General features: G+C 43.2%; 17 protein-coding genes. 12 read left to right on the top strand and 5 right to left on the bottom strand.

Annotated features, from left to right (window positions below; all coding sequences use genetic code 11):
* Positions 1–101: 101 nt before the first annotated feature.
* The 4 genes from HWQ36_RS06335 to HWQ36_RS06350 all read right to left on the bottom strand — a co-directional run bounded on the left by HWQ36_RS06335 (position 102) and on the right by HWQ36_RS06350 (position 5,502).
* Positions 102–932, bottom strand: coding sequence for a phytoene/squalene synthase family protein (locus HWQ36_RS06335; RefSeq protein WP_292699238.1), 831 nt, complete (start codon positions 930–932; stop codon positions 102–104).
* 490 nt (positions 933–1,422) lie between these two features.
* Positions 1,423–1,599: a hypothetical protein gene (locus HWQ36_RS06340; protein WP_292699240.1), complete on the bottom strand. Its 177-nt coding sequence runs from the start codon at positions 1,597–1,599 to the stop codon at positions 1,423–1,425.
* 277 nt (positions 1,600–1,876) lie between these two features.
* Positions 1,877–5,074: a choice-of-anchor D domain-containing protein gene (locus HWQ36_RS06345; protein WP_292699242.1), complete on the bottom strand. Its 3,198-nt coding sequence runs from the start codon at positions 5,072–5,074 to the stop codon at positions 1,877–1,879.
* Positions 5,075–5,259: 185 nt separating this feature from the next.
* Complete coding sequence (locus tag HWQ36_RS06350) at positions 5,260–5,502, bottom strand: hypothetical protein (RefSeq protein ID WP_292699245.1); 243 nt, start codon at positions 5,500–5,502, stop codon at positions 5,260–5,262.
* Positions 5,503–6,265: 763 nt separating this feature from the next.
* Here HWQ36_RS06350 and rtcA point away from each other — a divergent pair.
* From rtcA to HWQ36_RS06380, 6 genes are all read left to right on the top strand, one after another.
* Positions 6,266–7,312: an RNA 3'-terminal phosphate cyclase gene (gene rtcA, locus HWQ36_RS06355; RefSeq protein WP_292699247.1), complete on the top strand. Its 1,047-nt coding sequence runs from the start codon at positions 6,266–6,268 to the stop codon at positions 7,310–7,312.
* A gap of 722 nt (positions 7,313–8,034) precedes the next feature.
* Positions 8,035–10,359 (top strand): EF-hand domain-containing protein, encoded by a 2,325-nt coding sequence (locus HWQ36_RS06360; RefSeq protein ID WP_292699249.1) that lies wholly within the window; start codon positions 8,035–8,037, stop codon positions 10,357–10,359.
* Positions 10,360–10,710: 351 nt separating this feature from the next.
* Complete coding sequence (locus HWQ36_RS06365; RefSeq protein ID WP_292699251.1) at positions 10,711–11,862, top strand: NAD-dependent epimerase/dehydratase family protein; 1,152 nt, start codon at positions 10,711–10,713, stop codon at positions 11,860–11,862.
* 16 nt (positions 11,863–11,878) lie between these two features.
* Entirely contained in the window at positions 11,879–12,523 is a 645-nt protein-coding gene (locus HWQ36_RS06370) for a DUF4291 domain-containing protein (protein WP_292699254.1), read from the top strand.
* Positions 12,524–12,529: 6 nt separating this feature from the next.
* A complete protein-coding gene (locus HWQ36_RS06375; protein WP_292699259.1) occupies positions 12,530–13,672 on the top strand; it encodes a glycosyltransferase family 1 protein in 1,143 nt (380 codons plus the stop codon).
* Positions 13,673–13,863: 191 nt separating this feature from the next.
* Positions 13,864–16,443, top strand: a complete 2,580-nt coding sequence (locus HWQ36_RS06380) for an adenylate/guanylate cyclase domain-containing protein (RefSeq protein WP_292699262.1) — start codon at positions 13,864–13,866, stop codon at positions 16,441–16,443.
* A 116-nt stretch (positions 16,444–16,559) separates the two neighbouring features.
* On the opposite strand, the gene HWQ36_RS06385 is transcribed toward HWQ36_RS06380, so the two are convergent.
* Positions 16,560–16,835, bottom strand: a complete 276-nt coding sequence (locus tag HWQ36_RS06385) for a hypothetical protein (RefSeq protein ID WP_292699266.1) — start codon at positions 16,833–16,835, stop codon at positions 16,560–16,562.
* Positions 16,836–17,563: 728 nt separating this feature from the next.
* On the opposite strand from HWQ36_RS06385, the gene purC reads away from it, so the two are divergent.
* From purC to lpxB, 6 genes are all read left to right on the top strand, one after another.
* Positions 17,564–18,301, top strand: coding sequence for a phosphoribosylaminoimidazolesuccinocarboxamide synthase (gene purC / locus HWQ36_RS06390; RefSeq protein ID WP_292699269.1), 738 nt, complete (start codon positions 17,564–17,566; stop codon positions 18,299–18,301).
* A 174-nt stretch (positions 18,302–18,475) separates the two neighbouring features.
* Positions 18,476–21,136: a BamA/TamA family outer membrane protein gene (locus HWQ36_RS06395; protein WP_292699272.1), complete on the top strand. Its 2,661-nt coding sequence runs from the start codon at positions 18,476–18,478 to the stop codon at positions 21,134–21,136.
* A gap of 218 nt (positions 21,137–21,354) precedes the next feature.
* On the top strand, positions 21,355–22,227 hold the full coding sequence (gene lpxC / locus HWQ36_RS06400; protein WP_292699275.1) for a UDP-3-O-acyl-N-acetylglucosamine deacetylase: 873 nt from the start codon (positions 21,355–21,357) through the stop codon (positions 22,225–22,227).
* 98 nt (positions 22,228–22,325) lie between these two features.
* Positions 22,326–22,856 (top strand): 3-hydroxyacyl-ACP dehydratase FabZ, encoded by a 531-nt coding sequence (gene fabZ / locus HWQ36_RS06405; protein ID WP_292699277.1) that lies wholly within the window; start codon positions 22,326–22,328, stop codon positions 22,854–22,856.
* A gap of 306 nt (positions 22,857–23,162) precedes the next feature.
* Entirely contained in the window at positions 23,163–23,981 is an 819-nt protein-coding gene (gene lpxA, locus HWQ36_RS06410; protein WP_292699280.1) for an acyl-ACP--UDP-N-acetylglucosamine O-acyltransferase, read from the top strand.
* Positions 23,982–24,156: 175 nt separating this feature from the next.
* Complete coding sequence (gene lpxB / locus HWQ36_RS06415) at positions 24,157–25,323, top strand: lipid-A-disaccharide synthase (protein ID WP_292699282.1); 1,167 nt, start codon at positions 24,157–24,159, stop codon at positions 25,321–25,323.
* Positions 25,324–25,461: the final 138 nt, after the last annotated feature.

A 25,461-nucleotide genomic window follows, 5' to 3' on the forward strand; every position in this document is an offset into this window, starting at 1 on the left:
TATTAGAGGGCAGTGCCCATCCTACAAAAATCACTGTAGGATTTTGGATGCCCGAATTTGGAGGCAATTTAGAATCATCTCCATTAGTTTTTAACCGACCATTAGCTGGCTTTCATGTTCACACTAATTAGCTGTTCGATAAGTGCAAAAACATCACTGCGGCTGAGTTTCTCTTTACCATTAGCAAGAGCATCAAGAGTGCCATTAGCCAAGGTTAAGGGAATTTGGCAAAAATCTAAGGCTGGGCCGGTAGGAAGGTCTTTGGTGTAAGCTTCTGCCAAAGCTAGATTGCGGCGTGCATACTCTTGCATATTTTCCGCACTCCAGCCTTCTGGAAAAAAGTCTACCCCACGCCCTAAATCTTCAGTGTGATTACGCAGGATATTAACCGCTTGCAAACCGCGACCAAACCCAATCGCCTGGGTACGGTTCGTTTGCGTTCCATCGTACCAAGTCCATAAGTCTGAAAGTAACAATCCCACTGCGCCTGCAACCCCAAAGGTATAACGATCTAAATCAGATTCTGTATAAATTTTCCAGTTTCTTTCTGCCCAGTAAGCCATTCGGTCTGACATTGCAGCAGTGGCATCCCAAATTCGAGGTGCAATAGTCTCAGGTGCTAGCAGCAACCATTCTCTAATCCTCAGAGTGACTTCTTCTAAGGTATTCTCATACCCGTTAAATCCTGTAAAGAAAGCCTCTACCGCGAAGCCATCAACCCCTGCCTGTAATGTCAGGCTAATGGTTCTTAACAGCTTTGCTTTAGTCGCATTATCTATTTCGGGATGATCTTCAATTTCATCAATGGCACGCATACACAAATATGCTGATGCTACTGCTTCTTGTAATCCTGGCGGTAAAAGACTAATTGGGATATAAAAAGTTCGGCTAGTTTCCTTGAGGATTTGCAATGCATCTCTACGTAAATTCATGTTTCCACTCCCCGATTGATTTTTGCACCACATGAAGTTTGCAGTTTTTTGATGATACTAGATATAGTTTTGACTAAACCTTAAAAACTATAGACTATAAGATACGCTAGTATTTCATCTAAAAATTAATAGTTTTTGGTGTTGCAATTAACAAAACTCTCAAATTTATCAAAGTCTAGTCTAGTATATAGGCTTTTGGTTGCAAAAATATGTGAGGTGTTGTTTGATATAGCTTTCATAAAGTTTTAGTGTAGATATAAAGAATTATGCTAATATTTGGTTAATTAGCACAAAATTTATCCATGAGCAAACATCCCTTTTAGGGATTTATAAAGTCTTTTAAGTCTGCGTTAATCTAACTAACTCAGTGGATTAAATTGCCCTTGCCTCCTCTTTACCGTGCATTTGCTCCAATTAGTGGTAGCAATAAGTTAGTAAAATCGATAAGTGGGGCGTTGTTTTTGCTGTTTGCCCGCTATCAATGGGGCCATCATTCAGCACGACCACTAATTATTTTACCTGCGTTGGTTAAAGCACTTGACATCCATGCTATCCCAACGCTGACAACGCACACATCTGCATGAGTATTTTCGGTAAGCACGCATTGAACTAGGACTACTGCCGTTATCATCCCAATAGAAATAGGTTTACCAAAGTCGTTTTGCATATTTTTTCAGAGTTTTGAGCCTAACTTCTCTGCTGGAAATAAAGTTATGGAGGTAAGAGTAATGAGAAAGTAATCTTAAACAAAAGGATGCTGCACGCTTTACTTTGCTCTACTCTACACCGTATTTGTTTTTTCGCCTTGTTACTGATGGTATTTGATATTTAAATTGCAAAATTGTAAGGGCACAAATATATTGCGCCCCTATGTATGTGATCTATATTTAATTGAAAGTCGATTAATGTTTGGATTACACTTCCACTCAGTTTACCCAACCCAACTATGCTTGAATGATGAAGTCGGAGGCAGTAAGAGTGGGCGCACCTGTAAGTTGTGCAAATTGGCCGCCAGTTCCGAAACCAGCAGCGCTACTATTTTGATTGTATAGTAACTGGCCAGTCATAGAGTCGTAGACAATCACAGCATTACTAACTGCTCCTAAGCTAGTAATTTGAAAATCACTGTTACTAAAACCCGTTCCTACAGCCGAAGTAATGGCACTAAAAGTAGTCTTATCCAGAACAATCTTATCACCACCAGAGTGATTGAAGTCAGCGATGGTATCAATACCCACAGTAGCGCTAGTAAAGGCAGCATTGGTGTTGTAGACGAAAGCATCAGCACCCATACCACCGATGAGAATATCATTACCTTGTCCACCAATGAGAAGATCGTCACCAGCACAACCGCGCAGCAGGTCATCACCACTCTTACCATTGATGGTATCATTGCCACCTTGACCATTAATCACATCGTTGGAGTTGTCAAAACCGACGATGTTATTGTTCAAGTCATTGAGAAAGGTGACGGTATTTTTGTTGAAAATGCTCGTTTGAGTGGAGTTGGCATTAATCACATCAAAGTTGTCTATAACACTGGCTTGTCCGTCAAACAGAATATTACCAATGACGGGTCTTGTTGCCGATGCGCTTAAGTTCTCTAGGTTTTCTAACTGAAAGTTTTGCAGAGTGACTTTGGTATTAGCCACGTCTTCAAAAGTAACTTCTAAGTCATTGCTATTTTGAGTTAATTGCAGATTTCTCGCAGTCAAGCCAGCCCCAACAAATTGCAAGGTATCTACTTTGGCAATCACCGCAGATGAAGGGTTTGAGTTAGTACCTATACCACCAAAGTCTGTGATGATGTCATTGCCATTGTTTAGCTGGGTAATAAAAGTGTCATTGCCAACGGTGCCATTGATAACTTGAATTTTGGGTTTAACTATGCCACTAATAGCAAAGTCAAAGGAGCTTTCATCACTATCATTGTTGCCTAAAACCAGAGTGCCACCATAAGTACCAGGTGTAGTGGTGTTGAGTGCCACCGTAATTGTGGTGGAAGCATTTGCAGCCACACTTGTTGGAAGAGTTTCTACCAAACTAAATCCGTCGGGAAGCTTGAGATTACTAAGGTTGAGTGCAGCTGTACCCGTGTTCTTGATGGTAAAGGTTTTGGTCAGAGAATTACCAGTAATTACATCGCCAAAGTTAATCGCGGTAGTACTACCATCTGCAATGTCAACAGTGCCATTAAGGACTTGAATTTCAGGAGCCGGAGCGGGTTTAACTATGCCACTAATAGCAAAGTCAAAGGAGCTTTCATCACTATCATTGTTGCCTAAAACCAGAGTGCCACCATAAGTACCAGGTGTAGTGGTGTTGAGTGCCACCGTAATTGTGGTGGAAGCATTTGCAGCCACACTTGTTGGAAGAGTTTCTACCAAACTAAATCCGTCGGGAAGCTTGAGATTACTAAGGTTGAGTGCAGCTGTACCCGTGTTCTTGATGGTAAAGGTTTTGGTCAGAGAATTACCAGTAATTACATCGCCAAAGTTAATCGCGGTAGTACTACCATCTGCAATGTCAACAGTGCCATTAAGGACTTGAATTTCAGGAGCCGGAGCGGGTTTAACTATGCCACTAATAGCAAAGTCAAAGGAGCTTTCATCACTATCATTGTTGCCTAAAACCAGAGTGCCACCATAAGTACCAGGTGTAGTGGTGTTGAGTGCCACCGTAATTGTGGTGGAAGCATTTGCAGCCACACTTGTTGGAAGAGTTTCTACCAAACTAAATCCGTCGGGAAGCTTGAGATTACTAAGGTTGAGTGCAGCTGTACCCGTGTTCTTGATGGTAAAGGTTTTGGTCAGAGAATTACCAGTAATTACATCGCCAAAGTTAATCGCGGTAGTACTGCCATCTGCAATGTCAACAGTGCCATTAAGGACTTGAATTTCGGGGGTGGCAATGGTGGTGCGGGGGGCTTCGTATGCACCAATATCAATCACTGCTGTGCTATTACCATCCCCATCTTGGGGAGTTTCATTAGTTATGCTATTGAAGATATTAGAACCAGCATCGATTGCAGGACTTCCAGGTTGGAGACTAAAGTTACCATTCGCTGGATTAACAAACAACGGGTCTTGGTTTAAAATATTCCCTGAACCTGTAACCTTAAAAACTCCGTTGTAAGCAAGGTTATTATTGAATGTAATATTAGTAGACTTATTGTTGGCAATGAGAGACTCTCCCTTACTTCCATACAGAATATTGTTATAGACTCGAACATTTTTAGCGTAGTTAAGAAAAATTTCTCCGTCTGAAAGTACTTTTGAATTTTGGTAAATTGTATTATTCACAATGTCTACAGGGTTTTCTCCTTTGAAAATCTGAATACCTGCCCCGCCATTGTTGTAAGTTAAGTTGTTACTGATTAAAGCTTTACCAGTGTAAGCAACATTTCCGACATAAGAAGTGTCAAGCATTATTCCATGACCTTCAGTTATTTTTCCTACTACCTTCCAAGGAACTAATGATTGATTATCAAAAACAGTGTTACCTTGAATAATTACTTTGTAATCTGCCGTGTTGTTATCGGAATTCCAAAGTCTAAGCATTGAAATTCCTTGGGTTCCAAAAGGTGAGTACCAAGCATTTCCAGAAACGACATTATTCTCTACCTTAATGTAGTCTACTTCTGTTCCTCCAATCCCTGCTCCTGGAAACTTGGAAATATTGTTATTACTAATTGTGATATGACTTGAATGTTGATTTGGATTGTCACTGCTGACTGTAACAAAAATACCATTTCCAGATGTTGCCGGATTATTTAAATTGTCTTTTTGCTTAAGTGCATCTTCTAATTTAATATTGTCCCGATTTCCTACCAATGTTAAGCCTTGAATTACTATGTAGGTCGAGCCTGTAATTGATACAGCTTGCCAATTTTTTGCGTTTGCTTCTAAAACGGGTGTGTGCCCAGGTAGTGCCTTAAATGTGATGGGTGCATTAGCCGTACCCTGCTTATTTGCAATAGTCAGGATATTGCTGTAAGGCGAGGTGTAAGTACCATTCATCACGTAGACTGTATCACCTGCCTTCACCAAGTCGCCAGCTTTTTGGAGGCTGCGAAATGCATCTCCCTGACTCAAGCCATTAGATTTATCATTGCCTGTTCCAGAAACGTAGTATGTAGCCATCTGTTTACTCCGAATGTGTGTAAGGGGAATTGGTAGTACAATCTCAGCAACTTTATTCAGTTGCTAAGTAGTTATTTGAATGAGAATCTATCTAGTCTTTTTAAGACAGTCACAGTTGCCCTAACGCAACTTGAAATCGCGTCGGTTGTAGAAACGCTGTTGTAAAACTGAAGAAATTTCTTTTATTAACCGTTAATGGTTAAATCAGGGATGTTGATATCGTCTATCGTTAGTGTTTTATTAAGGGCAATCGAACGATTAGCACGTGAATACGTAGCACAAAGACGGAGATGTTTCCTATCTTCTTTGAGCTTGTTATTAGACATTCTGTGATTGCTAGGGTTGGAGTCTAATTGAATCGGATCTTCATCTGTAGCAGCCGCGATCGCTGCTCTTTTTGAGCTAGCTTTACTATCTGCTATATTCAATACAACGCTGATAAATTGGCATAATAATTCCTCTGAACTTTGTCCATTATTTGAGATCAGGAGGTTGCTAAATCGGCATGGTAAAATGCATCCCTGGCTGATAACTGGGAACTTAAAGTTACAGTGGTCAAAGTTGAATTGGTTGAAACTTTAGTGAGTTGAACCCTTAATTTAAGGGGACTAATGTAACAACTGAGCCGAACCTGTTCTAAGCGGTGTAACTGAATCGTTGTGAACTTATCTCAATTAAAATTAACCTTTACAAATAGCACTTGATATCAGTGAATGTTCTGAATGTGGTAAGTTTTTTTACAACAAATTCAAAAAAACTATGGAGATGGAATGGTGAAGTCCTGTTAATTTGCAGTGATATGGGAATGAAGAGTCCTTTGTGCGAGGCTATGATGAAGTTTGTCTAAATATTCGGCAGGCTACGCTTACGCCAAGCAACGATCGTCTCGTTAGTAAGTAGGGTAAATTTTTGTTGTTGCGATCGCACATGAAGGAAAAGAGTTTTTCTAAATCGCCAAAATATTAACTAAACTTGCTATTTATAGCGACGATGGCTTTTCTACTACCTTCGCTGCCGGAATTAGTCTCGATCGCAGTTACTACTGTTGATAAATCAAATTACTTGGGTACGATTGATTCATAGTTCTTGTAACGCTGTCATACTTAAGTATTTTTTCTCCTAAGAAGATACCGTTAATTTGGACTCTTTTACTTTACGGATAACCCAAAATCCAACATCTCAAAATCGCCCATGATTGAAATTGACGGTTCCTACGGAGAGGGAGGCGGACAAGTTCTTCGCACTTCCTTAAGTCTAGCCGCCATCACTGGTGAACCCATACGGATTGCAGGCATTCGCGCTGGACGCAAAAAGCCAGGATTAGCAGCACAACACTTAACAGCAGTTCGGGCTGCGGGTAGAATTTGTAATGCCCAAATACGGGGTGATGCTTTGGGTTCAATGCTGCTGGAATTCATTCCAGGTAGTGCTGTGCAAGCTGGAATTTACACCTTTGATGTTAGTAAAGCACAAGAAGGTGGTTCTGCGGGTGCGATCGCTCTAGTTTTACAGACAATTCTTTTACCTTTAGCACTAGCAACGGGTAATTCTCAGGTAACACTAAAGGGTGGAACTCATGTAAACTTTAGCCCGACTGTAACCTACATTGAGCAAGTTTATCTGCCAATACTGCAACGCATGGGAGTAGAAGCCCAAGTTAAATTAGGCGCTTGGGGGTGGTTTCCTCAAGGCGGGGGAGAAATAGAGTTACAGGTGATTGGTGGTACTCAACTCGGCGGGATCAACTTGTTGGAAAGGGGAGAGTTACAACAGGTGCGAGGAATAGCAGCAGTAACGGAACTACCTTCTCATATTCCGCAACGGATGGCGAATCGTGCGGAGAATTTGTTACGGGAAGCGCATTTGAAAGTTCGTGTACAGACTTTGCGAGAAAAAGGTGTGGCACCTGGGGCGGGTATTTTTTTAACTGCTGAGTATCAGAACAGCTTGACTGGCTTTGGTGGATTCGGGCGTTTGCGGTTGTCGGCGGAGACAGTTGCAGAAATTGCTTGTCAGCAACTGCTTGAGTTTCATTACACCGGCGCAGCAGTGGATGAACATTTAGCAGATCAGTTATTATTGCCGGCTACTTTAGCGTCACAAAAAAGTCAGTACCGGGTGGCTGAGATAAGTAGACATTTGACGACGAATGCCGCAGTCATTGAACAGTTTGGGCTGGCGCAAATTACGGTAAATGAAGCTGAGAAGATAGTGTCTGTAAAGAGTTTGACTAGATGAAAGTAGTGATTTGAGAGATAAGAGAACGAACCGCGTAAAGCCAACTCTTAGAGACGCTGCGCGAACGGCATAGCTTCGTTTAGCGCGTAAGCGTCTCGCAGAGAAGACGCGAAGTACGCGAAGGAAGAAGAGAAATTGAAGAATTTATCTAATCGTCAAAGTTGAATTGACAGACCACTAGTGCTATTACTCTAGTATTGCTTTGGGGTCAGGTTCTCTCATTAGAAGTAATTCCACGGATATTCTTTATTGTCTTGTATAAATTAATCGGGCGTTACATATTTGCGGGATGATTTTACTATTTTTGTGGGACGGGCAAGATGCCACTGGTGTCAACTTAAGTTCAAACGCTTATCCCACAAGCATTTTACCCCACCCCGCCAAAGCTATGCTTTGTCTCCCCTCCCCGCACGCGGGGAGGGGATTAAGGGGTGGGGTTCCGAGGACTTAATTGGTAATTAAGTAGGCTTGATATAACGTCATTGCCAGGATTTCACGTTAAGTTGACACCAATGGCATCTTGCCCGTCCCTTGTATTTCCAGGCGGGCAGGATGCCCACCCCACAAGAATCATCCCTTAATTCAGCAACGCCATTAATCGTATTCCAAGAGAACTGTTTTAGTCAGTTGTGTTTTCTTAACACAACTAGACACCATTGAAGTAGCCGTCAAAAAACATGGTAATAAATTTATTGATGAACCTAACATAACTGGAAAAAACCGTGATTGATGAGCAAGAAATAGCAAAGCTGTGGCAAGCTTTCAAGGTATTAGATGTAGACGGCAACGGAGCAATCTCAACCGACGAACTGGGGGAGGTAATGCGATCGCTAGGACAAAATCCCACGGAAACGGGGCTACGTGACTTAATCAAAGAGATTGACGTGGATTTGTCAGGTACTATTGACTTTGAAGAGTTTAAAACGCTGATGATCGCTAAGGTAGGCGATCGCGAAAGCCGCCTCAAGTTAGCATTCAGCGCCTTTGATGAAGACAATAGCGGCCAAATTACTGCCGCCGAGTTGCGGACAGTCATGAGTCAATTTGGGCTGACAGACGCTGAGTTGAAGGAGATGCTACAGGAAGTAGATCATGATGGCGATGGCTCAATTGACTTTGATGAATTCTGTCAGCTAGTACCGGAATCTGAGGGCAAAACAGGCTATAAAGACTCACCAATTTCTCTTGAAAGTTCGCTCAAGACAGTTGCCGACACCACACAGCCTACTTTACAAGAAGCAACCAGCAACACGACTCCAGAGTTGGCACAGCTAAGAGAACAGTTGGTGCAACACCCAAATTCACCAAATCAGAAAAGAAGCGGAACCTCCCGCTTACAAATGCAGATTGGTCTGTTTCGGCTAATTCAAGGAGCAGCCTACCGTTGCTTCCGTGAAAGTTTTTCCGCTAATCATGAGACTCACTTACGCGTCAAAAACCTGCCATACAGAATTACTGACTTTGTGGAATTTGTCAAGCAGGCGATCGCGCTTTACAAAGGATTAGGTGTGGTGTCCGAGGCTTGCTACCCCGTACTGGATGCAGTAGTGAAATCGATTGCAGATGAATATGCCCGATTACAGGAGCGCATCAAAGTCTGGAAAACAGTGGCAAAGACTCCCGAAATGTTGGCAGAGGAGAAAGCAATTTTAGAGGCGCGGAGTAAATTTGCCAATGTCAAAGAAAAATTTGCTGCCGGAGTCGAGTTTGCAATTACCATCAAAAAGAAAAGCCTCAGCTTGGGTGACATCGTAGACGGTGTGCTGGCTATTAACGAGCTTAATCGGCTCAGAGGCATAGAAATGAATGAAGAAATGGCATCACCACCACCTAAATCTGAGGGAAATCCCAGGGACTATTTATTGAAGTGGAACCGTGTCATCCTCTCGCAGGCAACCGAAGAAGTGGATGGTGCAATGATGCCAGTAGCATATTGGTATGAAGATTTCATGCCCAAGTTATTAGCAGCATTTAATGTCTCTACGGCAGCAGATATCCAAAGCAACACCATACCTGACGAGGCGGCTTTGGATGAGTGGTATGACTTGACAAAAAAATCTGGAGAATTTAACCGCTACGGAGCAGATGTTGCCGAAAACTTTCTCCATTGCACCGCAAAAGAGAAACTGATCCTCAAACAAGCATGGCGATTAACACATCACTACCTGAATGGAGTGCAGAAACGGCGCGAACGCCTAGAATTTGGGCGGGAGTCAGGCGCACTCTCGCAATATGTATCATTCATTGATGTCTATCTAAATCGGACTGAGGTGAAGGATTCCCAAATGCGTGTCAGCTTCCCGTATTACATCGGCCCAGCAGTGTGGCGCTTCTTCCACACCACGGCTGAAATCGTCTGTACCAAGACTGACATACAGCAAAAAACCCTGATAGCAATCTTCAAGGAATTCTTCCAACTGTTTGCTACCATGTATCCCTGTCCCTATTGCCGCCACCACCTGAATATGTACGTTGTGCAGAATAAGGAAATAGATATGTATCCCGTAGAATACCTTGTCCTGGGACGCGATCCTAACCTTACAGACTTTGAGGTATCACTGGAGGCAAAATTATCAACCGTAGTCGATGGTTCCTCCCTGCGTTTATTCTTCTGGAAGTTACATAACACTGTTTCTTCATCTATTGCGCGATCGGAAGAGTGGTATCACAAGGATGAGAAGGCGTTTTACACTACCCGCTTTTGGCCCAGCCTTGATTCGGAGCTAGCAAGAGCCAATGCCCTCAAATATACCAGCATCGAAACTGCTCGGATTTACAACATTTATGGAATGCTCAAGCCATTGGCACGCCTAACAGGAGTCAAAACGGAATTGCCAAAGCTGTTACAAAAAGGTGATGAAAATAGCCTTAAGGAAGCATGTATCGTTGCACAGAACCACATCGCGGATTTAGAGGAAGCTGTCATCCGGGGAGAGTTTCTGCAAGAAACATACTATTTTGACCCTGAACTCGCGGATAAAGCTCCACTTTTCACCCCTGAGGAGGAAGAGTTTGCACGAACTGGTATGTTCACAGAAACCACTTAAACATTAAATATAGTTCAGTTAAACCACGTCTATCTTGAAACCTGTAGTTCAACTCTAATGAATAAGGATTTACCCTCATCCCCCAACCTATCCCCCATATTTGGGATTCGGGGAGGTAGAATTTCAAAGTCCCTCTCCCATATCTGGGAGAGGGATTTAGGGTGAGGGCGAAAACTATGGTTCTCAACTTAGATGAGGTTTAAGATAACTTGCATAATCGATAATTTCGTTTAGAGACCTTGCATTGCAAGGTTTCTAAAGTTCTCTAAATCTACATCTCTTTCAGAATGATGATTGAGAGGGTACAGAAACCTGGTAGATTTAGCTATCAGCGAGTAAAAACTGGTGAAGATGAAAGTCCTGGTTATTGGTGGTGATGGATATTGCGGTTGGGCAACTGCTCTTTACCTTTCCAATCGAGGTTATGAAGTTGGAATTTTAGATAGTTTGGTGCGGCGGCACTGGGATAATGAACTAGGTGTCGAAACTCTCACTCCGATCGCACTAATTCAGCAACGTCTCCAGCGCTGGCAAGATTTGACAGGTAAATCTATCGACTTGTTCATCGGCGATATTACGAATTACGAATTTCTCAGCAAAACATTACATCAATTTCAGCCAAATGCCCTAGTGCATTTTGGTGAGCAGCGTTCAGCCCCATTTTCCATGATTGACCGAGAACACGCAGTTCTCACCCAGGTCAATAATGTAGTTGGTACATTGAACTTGTTGTACGCCATGCGGGAAGATTTCCCCGACTGTCATTTGGTGAAGCTGGGAACGATGGGTGAATACGGTACACCCAACATCGACATCGAAGAAGGGTATATCACCATTGAACACAATGGACGCAAGGATACCTTACCTTATCCCAAGCAGCCTGGTTCGATGTACCATTTAAGCAAAGTTCATGATAGTCATAACATCCACTTTGCTTGCCGGATTTGGGGATTGCGGGCAACTGATTTAAATCAGGGTGTAGTTTATGGTGTCTTAACCGAAGAAACGGGGATGGACGAACTATTGATTAATCGGCTGGATTACGATGGTGTGTTTGGTACAGCACTAAACCGCTTTTGTATTCAAGCAGCAATTGGACATCCCTTAACTGTCTACGGTAAAGGCGGACAAACTCGTGGGTTTTTGGATATTCGGGATACAGTAAGATGTGTGGAATTAGCGATCGCTAACCCTGCACAACCTGGTGAATTCCGCGTATTTAACCAATTTACCGAACAATTCAGCGTCGGTGACTTGGCATTGATGGTGAAAAATGCTGGTAATGCTATAGGATTGAAGGTAGAAATCAATCATTTAGATAATCCCAGAGTTGAAAAAGAAGAACATTACTTCAACGCTAAAAACACTAAATTGCTCGATTTAGGTTTACAGCCTCACTTGCTCTCTGATTCTCTACTCGATTCTCTGTTAAACTTTGCTATTAAGTATCAGAAACGAGTCGATCACAAGCAAATTATGCCCAAAGTCTCTTGGCACAGATAATTAGGGTAAACTCCGCGTGCGGCTGATAACAGAACCTTATTTAACTCAAGTCAGTAATTGGCCTGAAAATGGTCGTCATATCTTAGCGCAATATGACGACCATTCAATTGTTGTTTATCAGGCGTATCGTCCATCTATTGGTCACTTCGCCGCCACTTACGGTTATTTTGGTGATGAGTTCAGTTTTGACCGCATGAGTTGGATAAAACCTAACTTTCTCTGGATGATGTATCGTTCTGGATGGGGTACACAAAATGGGCAAGAGGTAGTTTTAGCTATTTGGATTAAGCGTTCGGCAATTGAAGAAATCTTAGCAGCGGCTGTTCATTCCAGCTACGTTCCAGAACTTTATCCTGATAAAAGTGCATGGCAAAGAGCATTGAAGCAATCACAAGTCTGCCTACAATGGGACCCAGACCATCACCCATCTGGGACAAAATTAGAAAGACGCGCTATTCAGTTAGGGTTACGTGGTGAAGTACTAGCTGCTTACGCCAAAGATTGGATTGTGAACATTGAGGATATCTCGGACTTTGTACAACAACAGAGGCAAAATGTTAAATCTGACTGTGCAGAGTTGATTACACCACAGGAGAGAGTCTATTCTGTGTTTGATCTCGAAACGCAAGCAAAGCTGAGATTATCTGCCTGTACTGAATAGTTTTTTATGAGAATTGCCCTATTTACCGAAACCTTTTTACCCAAGGTTGACGGCATTGTAACACGCCTGCGCCATACTGTTGACCACCTACAGCGTAGTGGTAATCAGGTGCTAGTGATTGCCCCTGATGGAGGCATCACAGAACACAAAGGCGCTAAAGTTTACGGCATTACTGGCTTTCCTCTGCCATTGTATCCAGAATTGAAAATGGCACTTCCTCGCCCAGCCATTGGTTATGTTTTAGAAGAGTTTAAGCCAGAGGTGATTCATGTTGTGAATCCAGCCGTTTTGGGTCTAGCTGGCATATTCTACAGTAAAATCCTCAAAATACCCTTAATAGCCTCTTACCATACCCATTTACCCCAATATCTCCAACATTACGGCTTGGGGATGCTGGAAGGTTTTCTTTGGGAACTGCTGAAAGGCGCTCATAATCAAGCAGCTTTGAATCTGTGTACCTCCACAGCCATGATAGAGGAATTGACAGGACATGGGATTGAACGTGTAGATTTATGGCAGCGTGGGGTGGATACGGAATTATTTCACCCCGATTTAGCTAATGTAGAGATGCGATCGCGCCTATCACAAAATCATCCAGAAAGTCCATTGCTACTTTACGTTGGGCGGCTTTCGGCTGAAAAAGAAATTGAGCGCATCAAACCAATTTTAGAAGCAATTCCCGAAGCGCGATTAGCATTAGTTGGAGATGGGCCACACCGTCAAGCACTGGAAAAACACTTTGCTGGCACGAATACTTATTTTGTTGGATATCTCATGGGGCAAGAATTAGGTTCTGCCTTTGCGAGTGCTGATGCCTTTATCTTCCCTTCCCGTACAGAAACACTAGGCTTAGTACTACTAGAAGCAATGGCTGCTGGTTGTCCCGTGGTAGCAGCCCGTTCGGGAGGAATTCCTGATATTGTGACAGATGGGGTCAATGGATATCTTTTTGAGCCAACAGAAGATGTTCAAGGAGCCATTGCTGCTACTGTTCGCCTCTTAGAACAAAAAGAACAACGAGACATCATCCGTCAAAATGCTCGCCAGGAAGCAGAAAGTTGGGGTTGGGCAGCTGCCACCAGTCAGCTACAAGATTACTACCAAAAGGTGATATTTTCTGAAGAGTTGGCATCGGGGAGTAGGGAGTAGGGAGATGAGGGAGATGAGGGAGATGAGGGAGCAGGGAGCAGGGAGCAAGGGAGCAAGGGAGCAAGGGAGAAGAGTTTTCCCCCTACCCCTCTGTCTCTTTTTCATGCCCAAAATCTAAAATCTAAAATCTAAAATCCAAAACTTGTACTGAGCGAAGTCGAAGTATCCAAAATCCAAAATCCAAAATTCCCATGACACTCCCCAACCCTGGCAGCGTCTTGGCTACATTAACTGAACTTACTCAAGTTAATCGTACTCACGCCTTATTACGTCGCGTAAAAGATTTATCTGTTAATGAATTTGTTTGCCTACTCGACTTCATAACTGCTGAGTTCCAGCAATTTCTTAGAGCTATTGAACTAATCAATAATGAAGCTCTAGAAACTATGTTAGAGAAGGTACTAGAAGCTATCACACTTAAAATAGGTCAAATCCTGCAAGCAGAACACACAGCCATTTTTTTAGTTGACCATGACAAAGGTCAACTATGGTCAAAAGTTCCTCAAGATAACAGCCAAAAATTCTTAGAAATTCGTACTCCTATAACTGTGGGTATCCCCGGTCATGTTGCCAGTACAGGTCAATATTTAAATATATCTGAAACTTATACTCATCCTTTATTTAGCCCAGAACTTGAAAAACAAATGGGCTACAAAATCCATAATATTTTATGTATGCCTGTTATCAGCAGCAAAAACCAGACTGTTGCAGTAGTTCAACTGGCTAATAAAACCGGGAATGTTCCGTTTAACCATGATGATGAAGAACGTTTTCGAGACTTTGCCGCTTCTATTGGGATTATTCTGGAAAGCTGCCAATCTTTTTATGTGGCCGCTCGGAATCAACGAGGCGCAACGGCTTTGTTACGGGCAACTCAGACATTGGGGCAAAGTTTGGATTTAGAAGCAACTTTGCAAATAGTCATGGAACAAGCTCGAATTTTAATGCAAGCAGACCGCAGTACGCTATTTTTATATCGTAAAGAGATGAGCGAACTCTGGACAAAAGTTGCGGCGGCGGCAGATGGCACAAATTTGTTAGAAATCCGTATTTCAGCTAACCGAGGCATTGCTGGCTATGTGGCTTCCACTGGTCAAGCCTTAAACATTTCCGATGCCTACAAAGACCCCCGCTTTGACCCAAGTACAGATAGAAAAACTGGTTATGTGACTCGCAATATTCTATGTTTACCAGTATTTAATTCTGCAAATGAATTAATTGGCGTAACCCAATTAATTAATAAGCAACAAAACAGTTTTACTGCTTCTGATGAAGAGTTTATGCGGGCTTTTAATATTCAGGCAGGAATTGCCTTAGAAAATGCTCGTCTGTTTGAAAATGTATTGTTAGAAAAACAGTATCAAAAAGACATTTTGCAAAGTCTGTCAGATGCGGTGATTTCTACAGATATGGCAGGTCGAATTGTCACGATTAATGATGCAGCCCTGGAATTATTGGGTTGTCCTGTAAAAAACACTAATACCAAAAGTAACAAGCTTTTGTGGGAACAAAATTTGATTGGTCGCTTAGTTTGGGAAGTTGTGCCGATTGAAAATCTCCAAATGCGACTCGAAGATAGTTTAAAAACTGGAGCTAAACATTATGTACCAGAGCAAACTTTGATGGTGGGAATTTCTCAAGTTGAGAATGCTGTCAACAATAGCGGGACGTTTAGCGCTCATTACTCAATTTTAGCACTGTGCGATCGCACTAACCCCAATGTATTCATTCCCTGGAATCTCCCCCTCACTCCCGAATCGGAGTTTTTTAGCCCTGATGAGGTGCAAACATTAGAACGTAGTACGAATCTCACTGTCAATCCCCTAACTAACCCAGAAGGCGGCGTTCGGGGTGGTTTGGTGGTGTTGGAAGACATCAGCCAGGAAAAACGGATGAAAACTACCATGTCCCGCTACCTAACGCCTCATGTAGCCGAACAAGTCATGGCTCTGGGAGAAGATGCTTTAATGGTGGGTGAGCGGAAGGAAGTAACCATCTTGTTTTCTGATATCCGAGGCTACACAACACTTACAGAAAATATCGGTGCAGCTGAAGTGTTATCTTTGCTCAATCAGTATTTTGAAACGATGGTGGAAGCGGTTTTTAACTACGAAGGGACGCTTGATAAATTTATAGGTGATGCGTTAATGGCGGTATTTGGTGCGCCACTACCTTTAACAGAAAATCATGCTTGGAGAGCTGTGCAGTCAGCGTTAGATATGCGACAACGCTTAGAGGAATTTAACCAGCGACGAATTATCCAGGCGCAGCCACAAATTCATGTTGGCATTGGCATTAGTTCTGGAGAAGTGGTTTCCGGTAATATTGGTTCCCGCAAACGCATGGATTACACCGTAATAGGAGACAGTGTAAATTTGAGTTCGCGCTTGGAAGCAGTAACTAAAGAATATGGTTGTGATATTCTTTTAAGTGAATTTACATACCAAATGTGCCGCGATCGCATTTGGGTGCGCCAGTTAGATAAAATTAGAGTCAAAGGGAAACATCAGGCAATTAATATATACCAGTTAATTGGCGATCGCAGCACCCCACTAGATGACAATACTCAAGAGTTTTTGTATCACTATCATACTGGACGCGCTGCTTATTTATCGCGCGACTTCTCACAAGCGATCGCTTGCTTTGAAGCCGCCAAATACATCCAACCCAAAGACCAAGCTGTTGATATTCACCTAGAACGTGCGTTTAACTACTTACAAAAGCCTCCTCCAGAGTCATGGGATGGTATTTGGACAATGCTTACTAAGTAGTCATTTGTCATTGGTCATTGGTCATTTGTCATTTGTCATTAGTTATTCTCTCCCTCATCTCCCGGTTGGTGAGCGAAGTCGAACCACATCTCCCTCATCCCCGCCCCGCCTCTCCTTCAACCTTCAACCTCCCCCTGGTCATCCTGAAACGAGTCTTCACCAATTCGCAGTTCTTTCTTTGAGTGTTTCAACTGTTTCCATAGCTCCTTTATTTGTTTGTAAGCTTCACCTGGAGGCAGTTTTCCACCTGTTTCTAAGTTGCAAATGTAGCTTACGCGTTGGGCAAATTCCTGTAGATTCGCATTAAAAACCAGGTTTTCTGGCTTTACCTGACCGTAGTAGCGACCACGAGGGTAAAGAAAATCATCCTTATTCACTATTTTGTTCTCCATTTATCAATTCACCTTTTATTTGAATGTCTGAAGCGAAATCACTAGCTACCTTAATCTTTACTTTCGTCAGACTGGGGAAAAGCAAATCATCCAACTCCTTTTCCAATTGGTTATGCAGGAATTAGTTGATTCAAACTTTGAGACTAGAGGATAAAGCTTGAAATGCTTTTGTTTGTTGTAAATGTTACAGAAAAAATGTCTGTTAAAGTACTTCTACTAAAGTAACTAGAGAGAATATTTGATTTTCCTCCCGGTCGTCAATTTATCTCATCTTAATTTATTAAGTTCAAATTGTAATTAACTTCAATCCAAACCCTGAATTAAAAACTATTAAAACATATAAGTATATCTCACCAAATAATTTTTGCAAAAATAGTTACTGTTTAAAACAGTAATACTACTTAGAAAAAGATACTAGAAACCAGAGTCAATTGTCCTCTGTTAAAAGTTAGAGATTCATTTGTTAATACTTAGCAACTGGCTAGTGAGAGCATTAAAAAGAGGCAGAGGGGCAGAGGGGCAGGGGGAAAACTCTTCTCCCTTGCTCCCTACTCCCCATCTTCCTCATCTTCCTCATCTTCCTCATCTCCCCCTACTCCCTCTACTTTTCTGCTAAATTCTGCATCCTCTTCAAAAATCACCGATGGCTAATAGTTAATAACTAAAGATAAAATAGTGAAGCCCGAAAGGACAAAAATCGTCCATCGCCTAGAACTTTAACTGCCACCATGTCTGTGAATTCCAAGTTATACGAAGGCAAAGCAAAAATTCTTTATACAACAGACAATCCAGAAGTCTTGTTGGCTGATTTTAAGGACGATGCCACGGCGTTTAACGCCCAAAAACGTGGCAGTATCCAAGGAAAGGGAAAAATAAATTGTAGCATTTCCAGCCAGCTTTTTAAACAGTTAGAGGCTTATGGTATAAAGACTCACTTTATCGACAGCCCTACCCCGAATCAGATGCGGGTGAAGGCAGTAAAGATTTTACCCTTGGAAGTAGTTATCAGAAATATTGCAGCTGGCAGTCTGTGTCAGCAAACAGGCTTGCCAGTGGGTACAATTCTGAAACAGCCTTTGGTTGAGTTTTATTACAAAAACGATCAGTTAGGAGATCCTTTGTTGACACGCGATCGCCTTTACCTGCTAAAACTAGCTACTGCGGAACAAGTAGAAGCAATTACACATCTAGCATTGCAAATCAATGAATTTCTCAATAAATTTTGGCAGCAATGCGGCATTACCCTAGTAGACTTCAAACTAGAGTTTGGTTTGGACTCACAACAGCAGTTGCTCTTGGCAGACGAAATTAGCCCCGACACCTGCCGTTTGTGGGATACCACAGAAAAGGACTCAAACCGCCGGGTAATGGACAAAGACCGCTTTCGCCGAGACTTAGGAAATGTAGAGGATGCCTACCAGGAGGTTTTACAAAGAGTGCTAAAAGCAGTAGAAACTACAACTTAAACAGGTAAAAACTAAAAGGTCAGAAGGAATTATATTTTACTTTTGCCTTTTGCCTTTTGCCTTGTAAAGTAAAAAAGCAAAAGAAAAAAATTATATTTTGAATTTTACCTTTGGCATGAGGGCATTATTGCCTTGTGATGGTGTGTGTGGTCGTGAATAGGAATCATAAGTAAAATGCGTTTATCTCCCGTATTGCTGGCAGCAATAGCAATTACAGTCCCTTTGGGCGGCTCATTGAGTGCAAAGGCAGAAACCGCCAAAAGTTCAAAACAGACAACAGAAGTTTTGACACTAGGAACAAATCAGCAACCAGAAAAGGACACCAGTCAGCTTGACTCTAGTAAAAATCTCAAATCTCGATCTAATCTCACAGGGATTATAGAGGCACAGAAATCGCGCATTGTTGCAGTTTATCCCGCTAATCCAGCAGCGATGCCTGCGGTGGTCACTGAGCGCAGCCGAAGTGCGGGCTACGCCTACGCGACACCAGGGGTAATAGTGCCAACCTCCACAACAAAAACTGCACAACAAACCCCTCAAATCAATCCCAGCCCTACTCAACAGCCCTCTCCAGCCCCGGACATCCCACCGCCAGAAATTCAACAACCAACGCCTTCCCCAACTCCTGAGACTACTCCAGTCCCAGAGAATGTCAATCCACCGACAACAGAACCTTTATTACCCACAACTCCAAAACCATCTACCGCTCCAGACGTTCCATTCCCAGATGGTCAACAACGAACACCTGCTCCAAGACCAAGTGCTACACCCAGTCCGCAGAATGTTAACCCGCCCACAACTCCAGAACCATCTATCGCTCCAGACGTTCCATCCCCAGATGGTCAACAACGAACACCTGCTCCAAGACCAGGTGCTACACCCAGTCCGCAGAATGTTAACCCGCCGACAACTCCAGAAAATACTCAACCCAACACAGCCCCAGAAGCCAATGACCCCCGCGTACTGGTGTCGGAAGTACTCATTAGATCGCAGTCTGGGCAACTATCACCAGAACTGGAAGAACAAGTTTACAAAGTAATTCGTACCCAACCAGGACGAACGACAACTCGCAGCCAACTGCAAGAAGATATTAACGCCATCTTTGGTACTGGCTTCTTCTCCAACGTCCAAGCATCGCCAGAAGATACCCCCTTGGGAGTGCGGGTGAGCTTTGTTGTACAGCCTAACCCCATCCTGAGCAAGGTACAAGTGCAAGCCAATCCTGGCACTGGTGTTCCCTCTGTACTCCCAGCTACTACTGTGGATGAAGTATTTAAGGAGCAGTATGGCAAAATCCTCAACTTGCGTGACTTGCAAGAAGGCATCAAGCAGTTAAACAAGCGGTATCAAGATCAAGGTTATGTTCTAGCCAACGTAATTGGAGCGCCCCAAGTCTCTGAAAACGGAGTTGTTACCTTACAAGTAGCAGAAGGTGTAGTAGAGAATATTAGAGTCCGGTTCCGCAATAAAGATGGTCAAGAAACAGACGAGAAGGGACAACCAATTCGCGGACGGACACAAGATTACATCATTACCCGAGAATTGGAGTTAAAGCCAGGACAAACATTCAACCGCAACACGGTGCAAAAAGACCTACAGCGCGTGTATGGACTGGGACTTTTTGAAGATGTGAATGTCTCCCTAGACCCTGGTACTGACCCCAGCAAGGTGGATGTAGTCGTGAATGTAGCGGAACGCAGCAGTGGTTCTATTGCGGCTGGAGCAGGGATTAGTTCTGCTAGCGGACTTTTTGGAACAGTTAGCTATCAACAGCAAAACCTGAACGGTAGAAACCAAAAACTGGGCGCAGAAGTGCAGGTGGGAGAACGGGAACTGCTATTTGACGTGCGGTATACAGACCCTTGGATTGCGGGAGATCCTTACCGGACTTCCTACACAACCAATCTTTTTCGCCGCAGTTCCATTTCATTGATTTTTGATGGCAAAGATCAAGATATTAGGACTTTTGACCCAAATAATCTCACTAATACAAATGCTCAGGATCGCCCCCGTATTCTCCGTCTAGGTGGCGGTGTCACCTTTACCCGTCCTCTTTCTTCTAATCCTTACAAAACCTCCGTTTGGACTGCCTCAGCTGGTTTACAGTATCAACGAGTTTCCGCCCGTGATGCCGATGGCAATCTCAGAAAAACAGGAGCGGTATTCAATGATAATGGAGTTCCTATCGACGAGAATGGAAACCCCACCGCCAATGGTCAACCACTCGAAATTCCACTTACCTCGTCTCCGGGAGGTGAAGACGATTTACTACTGCTGCAACTGGGGGCACAGCGCGATCTCCGTAATAACCCATTGCAACCGACAAGCGGTTCTTATCTTCGCTTCGGGGTTGATCAGTCAGTTCCCATCGGACTAGGAAACATTCTCCTCACCAGATTGCGGGGTAGCTACAGTCAATATTTACCCATCAAGCTGATTAGCCTTAGCAAGGGGGCGCAAACCTTAGCATTTAACCTGCAAGCCGGAACCATCCTTGGTGACTTGCCTCCTTACGAAGCCTTTACCATCGGCGGTAGCAACTCCGTCCGGGGTTACGAAGAAGGAGCATTAGGTAGTGGACGCTCTTACGTGCAAGCATCAGTTGAATATCGGTTTCCAGTTTTTTCAGTAGTCAGTGGCGCACTATTTTTTGATCTCGGCAGTGACCTGGGAACTAGTACCAGAGCGGCTGAAGTATTGAACAAAAATGGTAGTGGCTACGGTTATGGTCTTGGCGTTCGCGTCCAGTCTCCACTGGGGCCAATTCGTATTGACTACGGTATCAACGATGATGGAGATAGTCGGATTAATTTCGGTATTGGCGAAAGGTTTTAGTTTGTCATTAGTCATTGGTCATTGGTCATTAGTCATTGGTCATTAGTGAATCACAAAGGACAAAGGACAAAGGACAAATGATAATTAGCTTGCTAATTTTTACATTTACCTCAATACTGTTCCGATAAAGGGATTAATGACATTTTTAGGGGAATATCAGGGACTTTACCAAAACAGACGATGAACAATAGTAAACAAAATATATTGACTTTTCGGCTATGCAACAGCACACTCTAGCAGCCGAAATCACCCAAATAGGGGTGGGATTGCATAGCGGTGTGAATACCCAGGTGCGGATACTACCAGCTGAAACGGGAAGTGGACGCTACTTTGTGCGGGTAGATTTACCGGATTTGCCGATTATTCCAGCCCAAGTTGCGGCAGTTAGTCACACTGTTCTTTCAACTCAGTTGGGGAAGGGTGAGGTATATGTTCGCACGGTAGAACATTTGTTGGCAGCACTTGCGGGTATGGGTGTGGATAATACCCGGATTGAAATTGATGGGCCAGAAGTCCCGCTTTTGGATGGTTCAGCAAGTGTGTGGACAGCCAACATTGCCGAAGTCGGACTAGTATCACAACCCGTTAACAATCAAGTTCCTTTGACTGTTACAGAACCAATGTGGGTCTATGAAGGGGATGCCTTTGTTTGCGCCCTCCCAGCACCAGAAACTCGCTTTAGTTACGGTGTTGATTTTGACCTGCCCGCCATTGGTAATCAATGGTATAGTTGGTCACTAACCACTGACCTAGAAAAAGCTTCTGCTAGCTTTGCTGCCGAAATTGCTCCTGCCCGTACTTTTGGGTTACTGCATCAAATTGAACACTTACAAAAAACTGGGTTAATTAAAGGTGGTAGTTTGGATAATGCACTTGTTTGCGGGCCAGAAGGGTGGCTAAATCTCCCATTGAGATTTGCAAATGAACCAGTTCGTCATAAAATCTTGGATTTAGTAGGAGATTTAAGTTTACTAGGAACTTTTCCTCGCGCTCATTTCTTAGCGTATAAAGCCAGTCATAATTTACACATTCAACTGGCTCAGAAAATTTTAGATTTTGAACTTCGACTTCGCTCAGTCGAACGATTTTAGATTTTGGATTTGCTCTAAAGCTTAAAATCCAGGATTATTAAGGTTTCGATCTACGCCTGCCTGCTAAACTTTCAGATGAAAAATTAACCACAGGGCCAATGTCAATCCTTACTGAAGTGAATACCATCGATCCAACTACATCTACATCTACCGAACTACAGGCTATAAATGAGACTACTATCATCTCTGAAATTAAAACAACTTTCACATCTGAAGAAATTCAAGAATTGCTACCCCACCGCTACCCATTTTTACTTGTAGACAGAATAATTGACTACGTTCCAGGTAAAAAAGCTGTTGGCGTTAAAAATGTCACTATCAACGAACAGTATTTCCAAGGACATTTCCCCGGTCGTCCACTGATGCCAGGGGTGCTAATTGTCGAAGCAATGGCACAAGTTGGGGGTATTGTTCTCACTCAAATGTCTCCGGTAGCAGACGGACTGCTAGTTTTCGCTGGTATCGATAAAGTTCGCTTTCGCCGCCAGGTTGTACCGGGGGATCAACTAGTCATGACAGTGGAACTGTTATGGGTAAAACAACGTCGTTTCGGTAAGATGCAAGGTCGTGCCGAAGTTGACGGTCAACTTGCTTGTGAAGGGGAATTAATGTTTTCTCTAGTCAACTAAAAGTTTGCTTTCGTGGTGTGGGCATAGCCGTGAAATGCCCTTACTGATTCCTGCAAAAGGATAACAGTTAAAAAAAATCCACAACAGCATCTGATAATTTCTTGATTTTCGACGCCCTCTTTACGAGATGCTACTCGAACACACTTAACTTGCTTTGCCCGACACTTTCGTTCACTGAAATACTTCACGCTCTACCAGTCGCCTTGATGGGGCGGCAGTTTGTACAAATCTCTTAATTAGAGTAACACGCTGCCTCAGAAACCCTACCTGGCGCTGACTTATCAAGACAGTTCTGGAGATTCACCCTTGAAAACGCTAATTCATCCAACTGCTGTAATTCATCCTAAATCGGAACTCCACCATACAGTGCAAGTCGGTGCCTATGCTGTGATTGGAGCGCATGTCAAAGTGGGCCCTGAAACAATAATCGGCGCTCATGCTGTGTTAGAGGGGCCTTGTGAAATTGGGGCGCAAAATCAGATTTTTACAGGTGCAGCCATCGGTATGGAACCCCAGGATCTCAAGTTTGTGGGAGAACCAACTTGGGTCAAAATTGGTGATAACAACTTAATTCGTGAGTACGTTACCATTAACCGCGCGACTGGTGCTGGTGAAGCAACGGTAATTGGCGATGGTAATTTGCTGATGGCTTATGTCCATGTGGCTCATAACTGCGTAATTGAAGACCAGGTAGTGATTGCCAACTCTGTGGCGTTGGCGGGTCATGTGCATATAGAGTCACGCGCTAGGCTAAGTGGAGTTTTAGGTGTCCATCAATTTGTGCATATTGGTAGACAGGCAATGGTGGGAGGCATGGCACGGATTGACCGGGATGTGGCCCCATATATGCTAGTAGAGGGAAATCCGGCACGAGTGCGAACCCTCAACATTGTGGGACTCAAACGGTCTGGCATGGACTCAGCAGATTTGCTTTTGCTGAAAAAAGCCTTCCGCATTCTCTACCGTTCTGATTTGTCCTTTAAGGATGCCTTGGAAAAACTGGAATTGTTAGGGGATAGCGAACAATTACAACATCTGCGCCGTTTCTTGCTACTTTCTCAGATGCCAGGGAGACGTGGCTTGATTCCCGGTAAAGGGAAAAAAGGCGCGAGTGATGAATCGTGAGTTATGAGTTAGGAGACGCGATGAATCGCGTCTGTACAAAAGGTGGGAGTAAAGACGCGATTCATCGCGTCTTTACAGGAGTTATTAATTGATGAATTAAATTTTTAACTCCGCATTCCTAAGTATTCACTCCTAACTATTCATTCCTAAGTTTTTAATAATTACCAATTATCAAATGCGGATTTTTATCAGCACTGGCGAAGTATCTGGCGATTTGCAAGGGTCGCTGCTAATTACAGCGCTGAAGCGTCAAGCTGTGGCGATTGGGTTGGAATTAGAGATTGTGGCGCTGGGTGGGGAAAAAATGGTGGAGGCTGGGGCAACTCTGCTGGGCAATACTAGTAGTATTGGCTCAATGGGTATTTTAGAAGGGCTGCCCTATCTTTTACCTACTCTCCAGGTGCAACGTCAGGCGATCGCTTCTCTAAAACAAAATCCACCGGATTTAGTGGTGCTGATCGATTATATGACTCCCAATCTGGAAATTGGGACTTATATGAAACAGCAGTTACCAGATGTGCCTGTAGTGTATTACATTGCTCCCCAAGAGTGGGCTTGGTCATTAAGTTTGCGTAGAACTAACCGGATTGTTGGTTTTACAGATAAGCTGTTGGCTATTTTTCCACAAGAAGCCCGTTACTTTCGGGAGAAAGGGGCAAAAGTTACTTGGGTAGGGCATCCTTTGATTGATCGGATGGAAGACGCTCCCAGTCGCCAAGCAGCGCGTGCAACACTGGGGATTGCAGCAGAACAAATTGCGATCGCACTTCTCCCCGCTTCTCGCCGCCAAGAACTAAAATATCTTTTACCAATTATTTTTCAAGCTGCCCAAACTCTTCAAGCTAAATTACCGGAAGTTCATTTCTGGATTCCCCTATCTTTGGAAGTCTATAGAAAGCCAATTGAAGAGGCTATTAGGCGTTACGGTTTGCGGGCTACAGTTTTATCAGGTCAACAAAAGCAAGTTTTTGCTGCGGCTGATTTAGCCATTAGCAAATCTGGTACTGTCAACTTGGAGCTTGCTCTGTTAAATGTGCCGCAAGTTGTAGTTTACCGCCTAAGTTCCCTGACTGCTTGGATAGCTCGTAAAATCCTCAAAGGTTCTATCGCCTTCGCATCACCACCTAATTTAGTCGTGATGAAGCCAATTGTGCCAGAATTTTTACAAGAGCAAGCCACAGCAGAGAATATTATCCAAGCCGCGATGGAACTGCTACTCAATCCCAGTCGCAGAGAGCAAACTTTGCTAGATTATGAAGAAATGCGGCGAAGTTTGGGAGAAGTTGGAGTGTGCGATCGCGCTGCTCAAGAAATTTTGCAAATGCGACCAAATAATTCGTAATTCGTAATTCGTAATTCGTAATTGAAAATAGAGGATCAATTAGTTTATTTATGAATAAAATAAATGTGAAGCACCTGTTTTTTCTAGAACCCGCATTTTTCCGTGCGTTAATTACGAATTACGAATTAGAAATTACGA

This window comes from Nostoc sp. NMS2 (assembly GCF_017115105.1).
Classification (GTDB): Bacteria; Cyanobacteriota; Cyanobacteriia; order Cyanobacteriales; family Nostocaceae; genus Nostoc.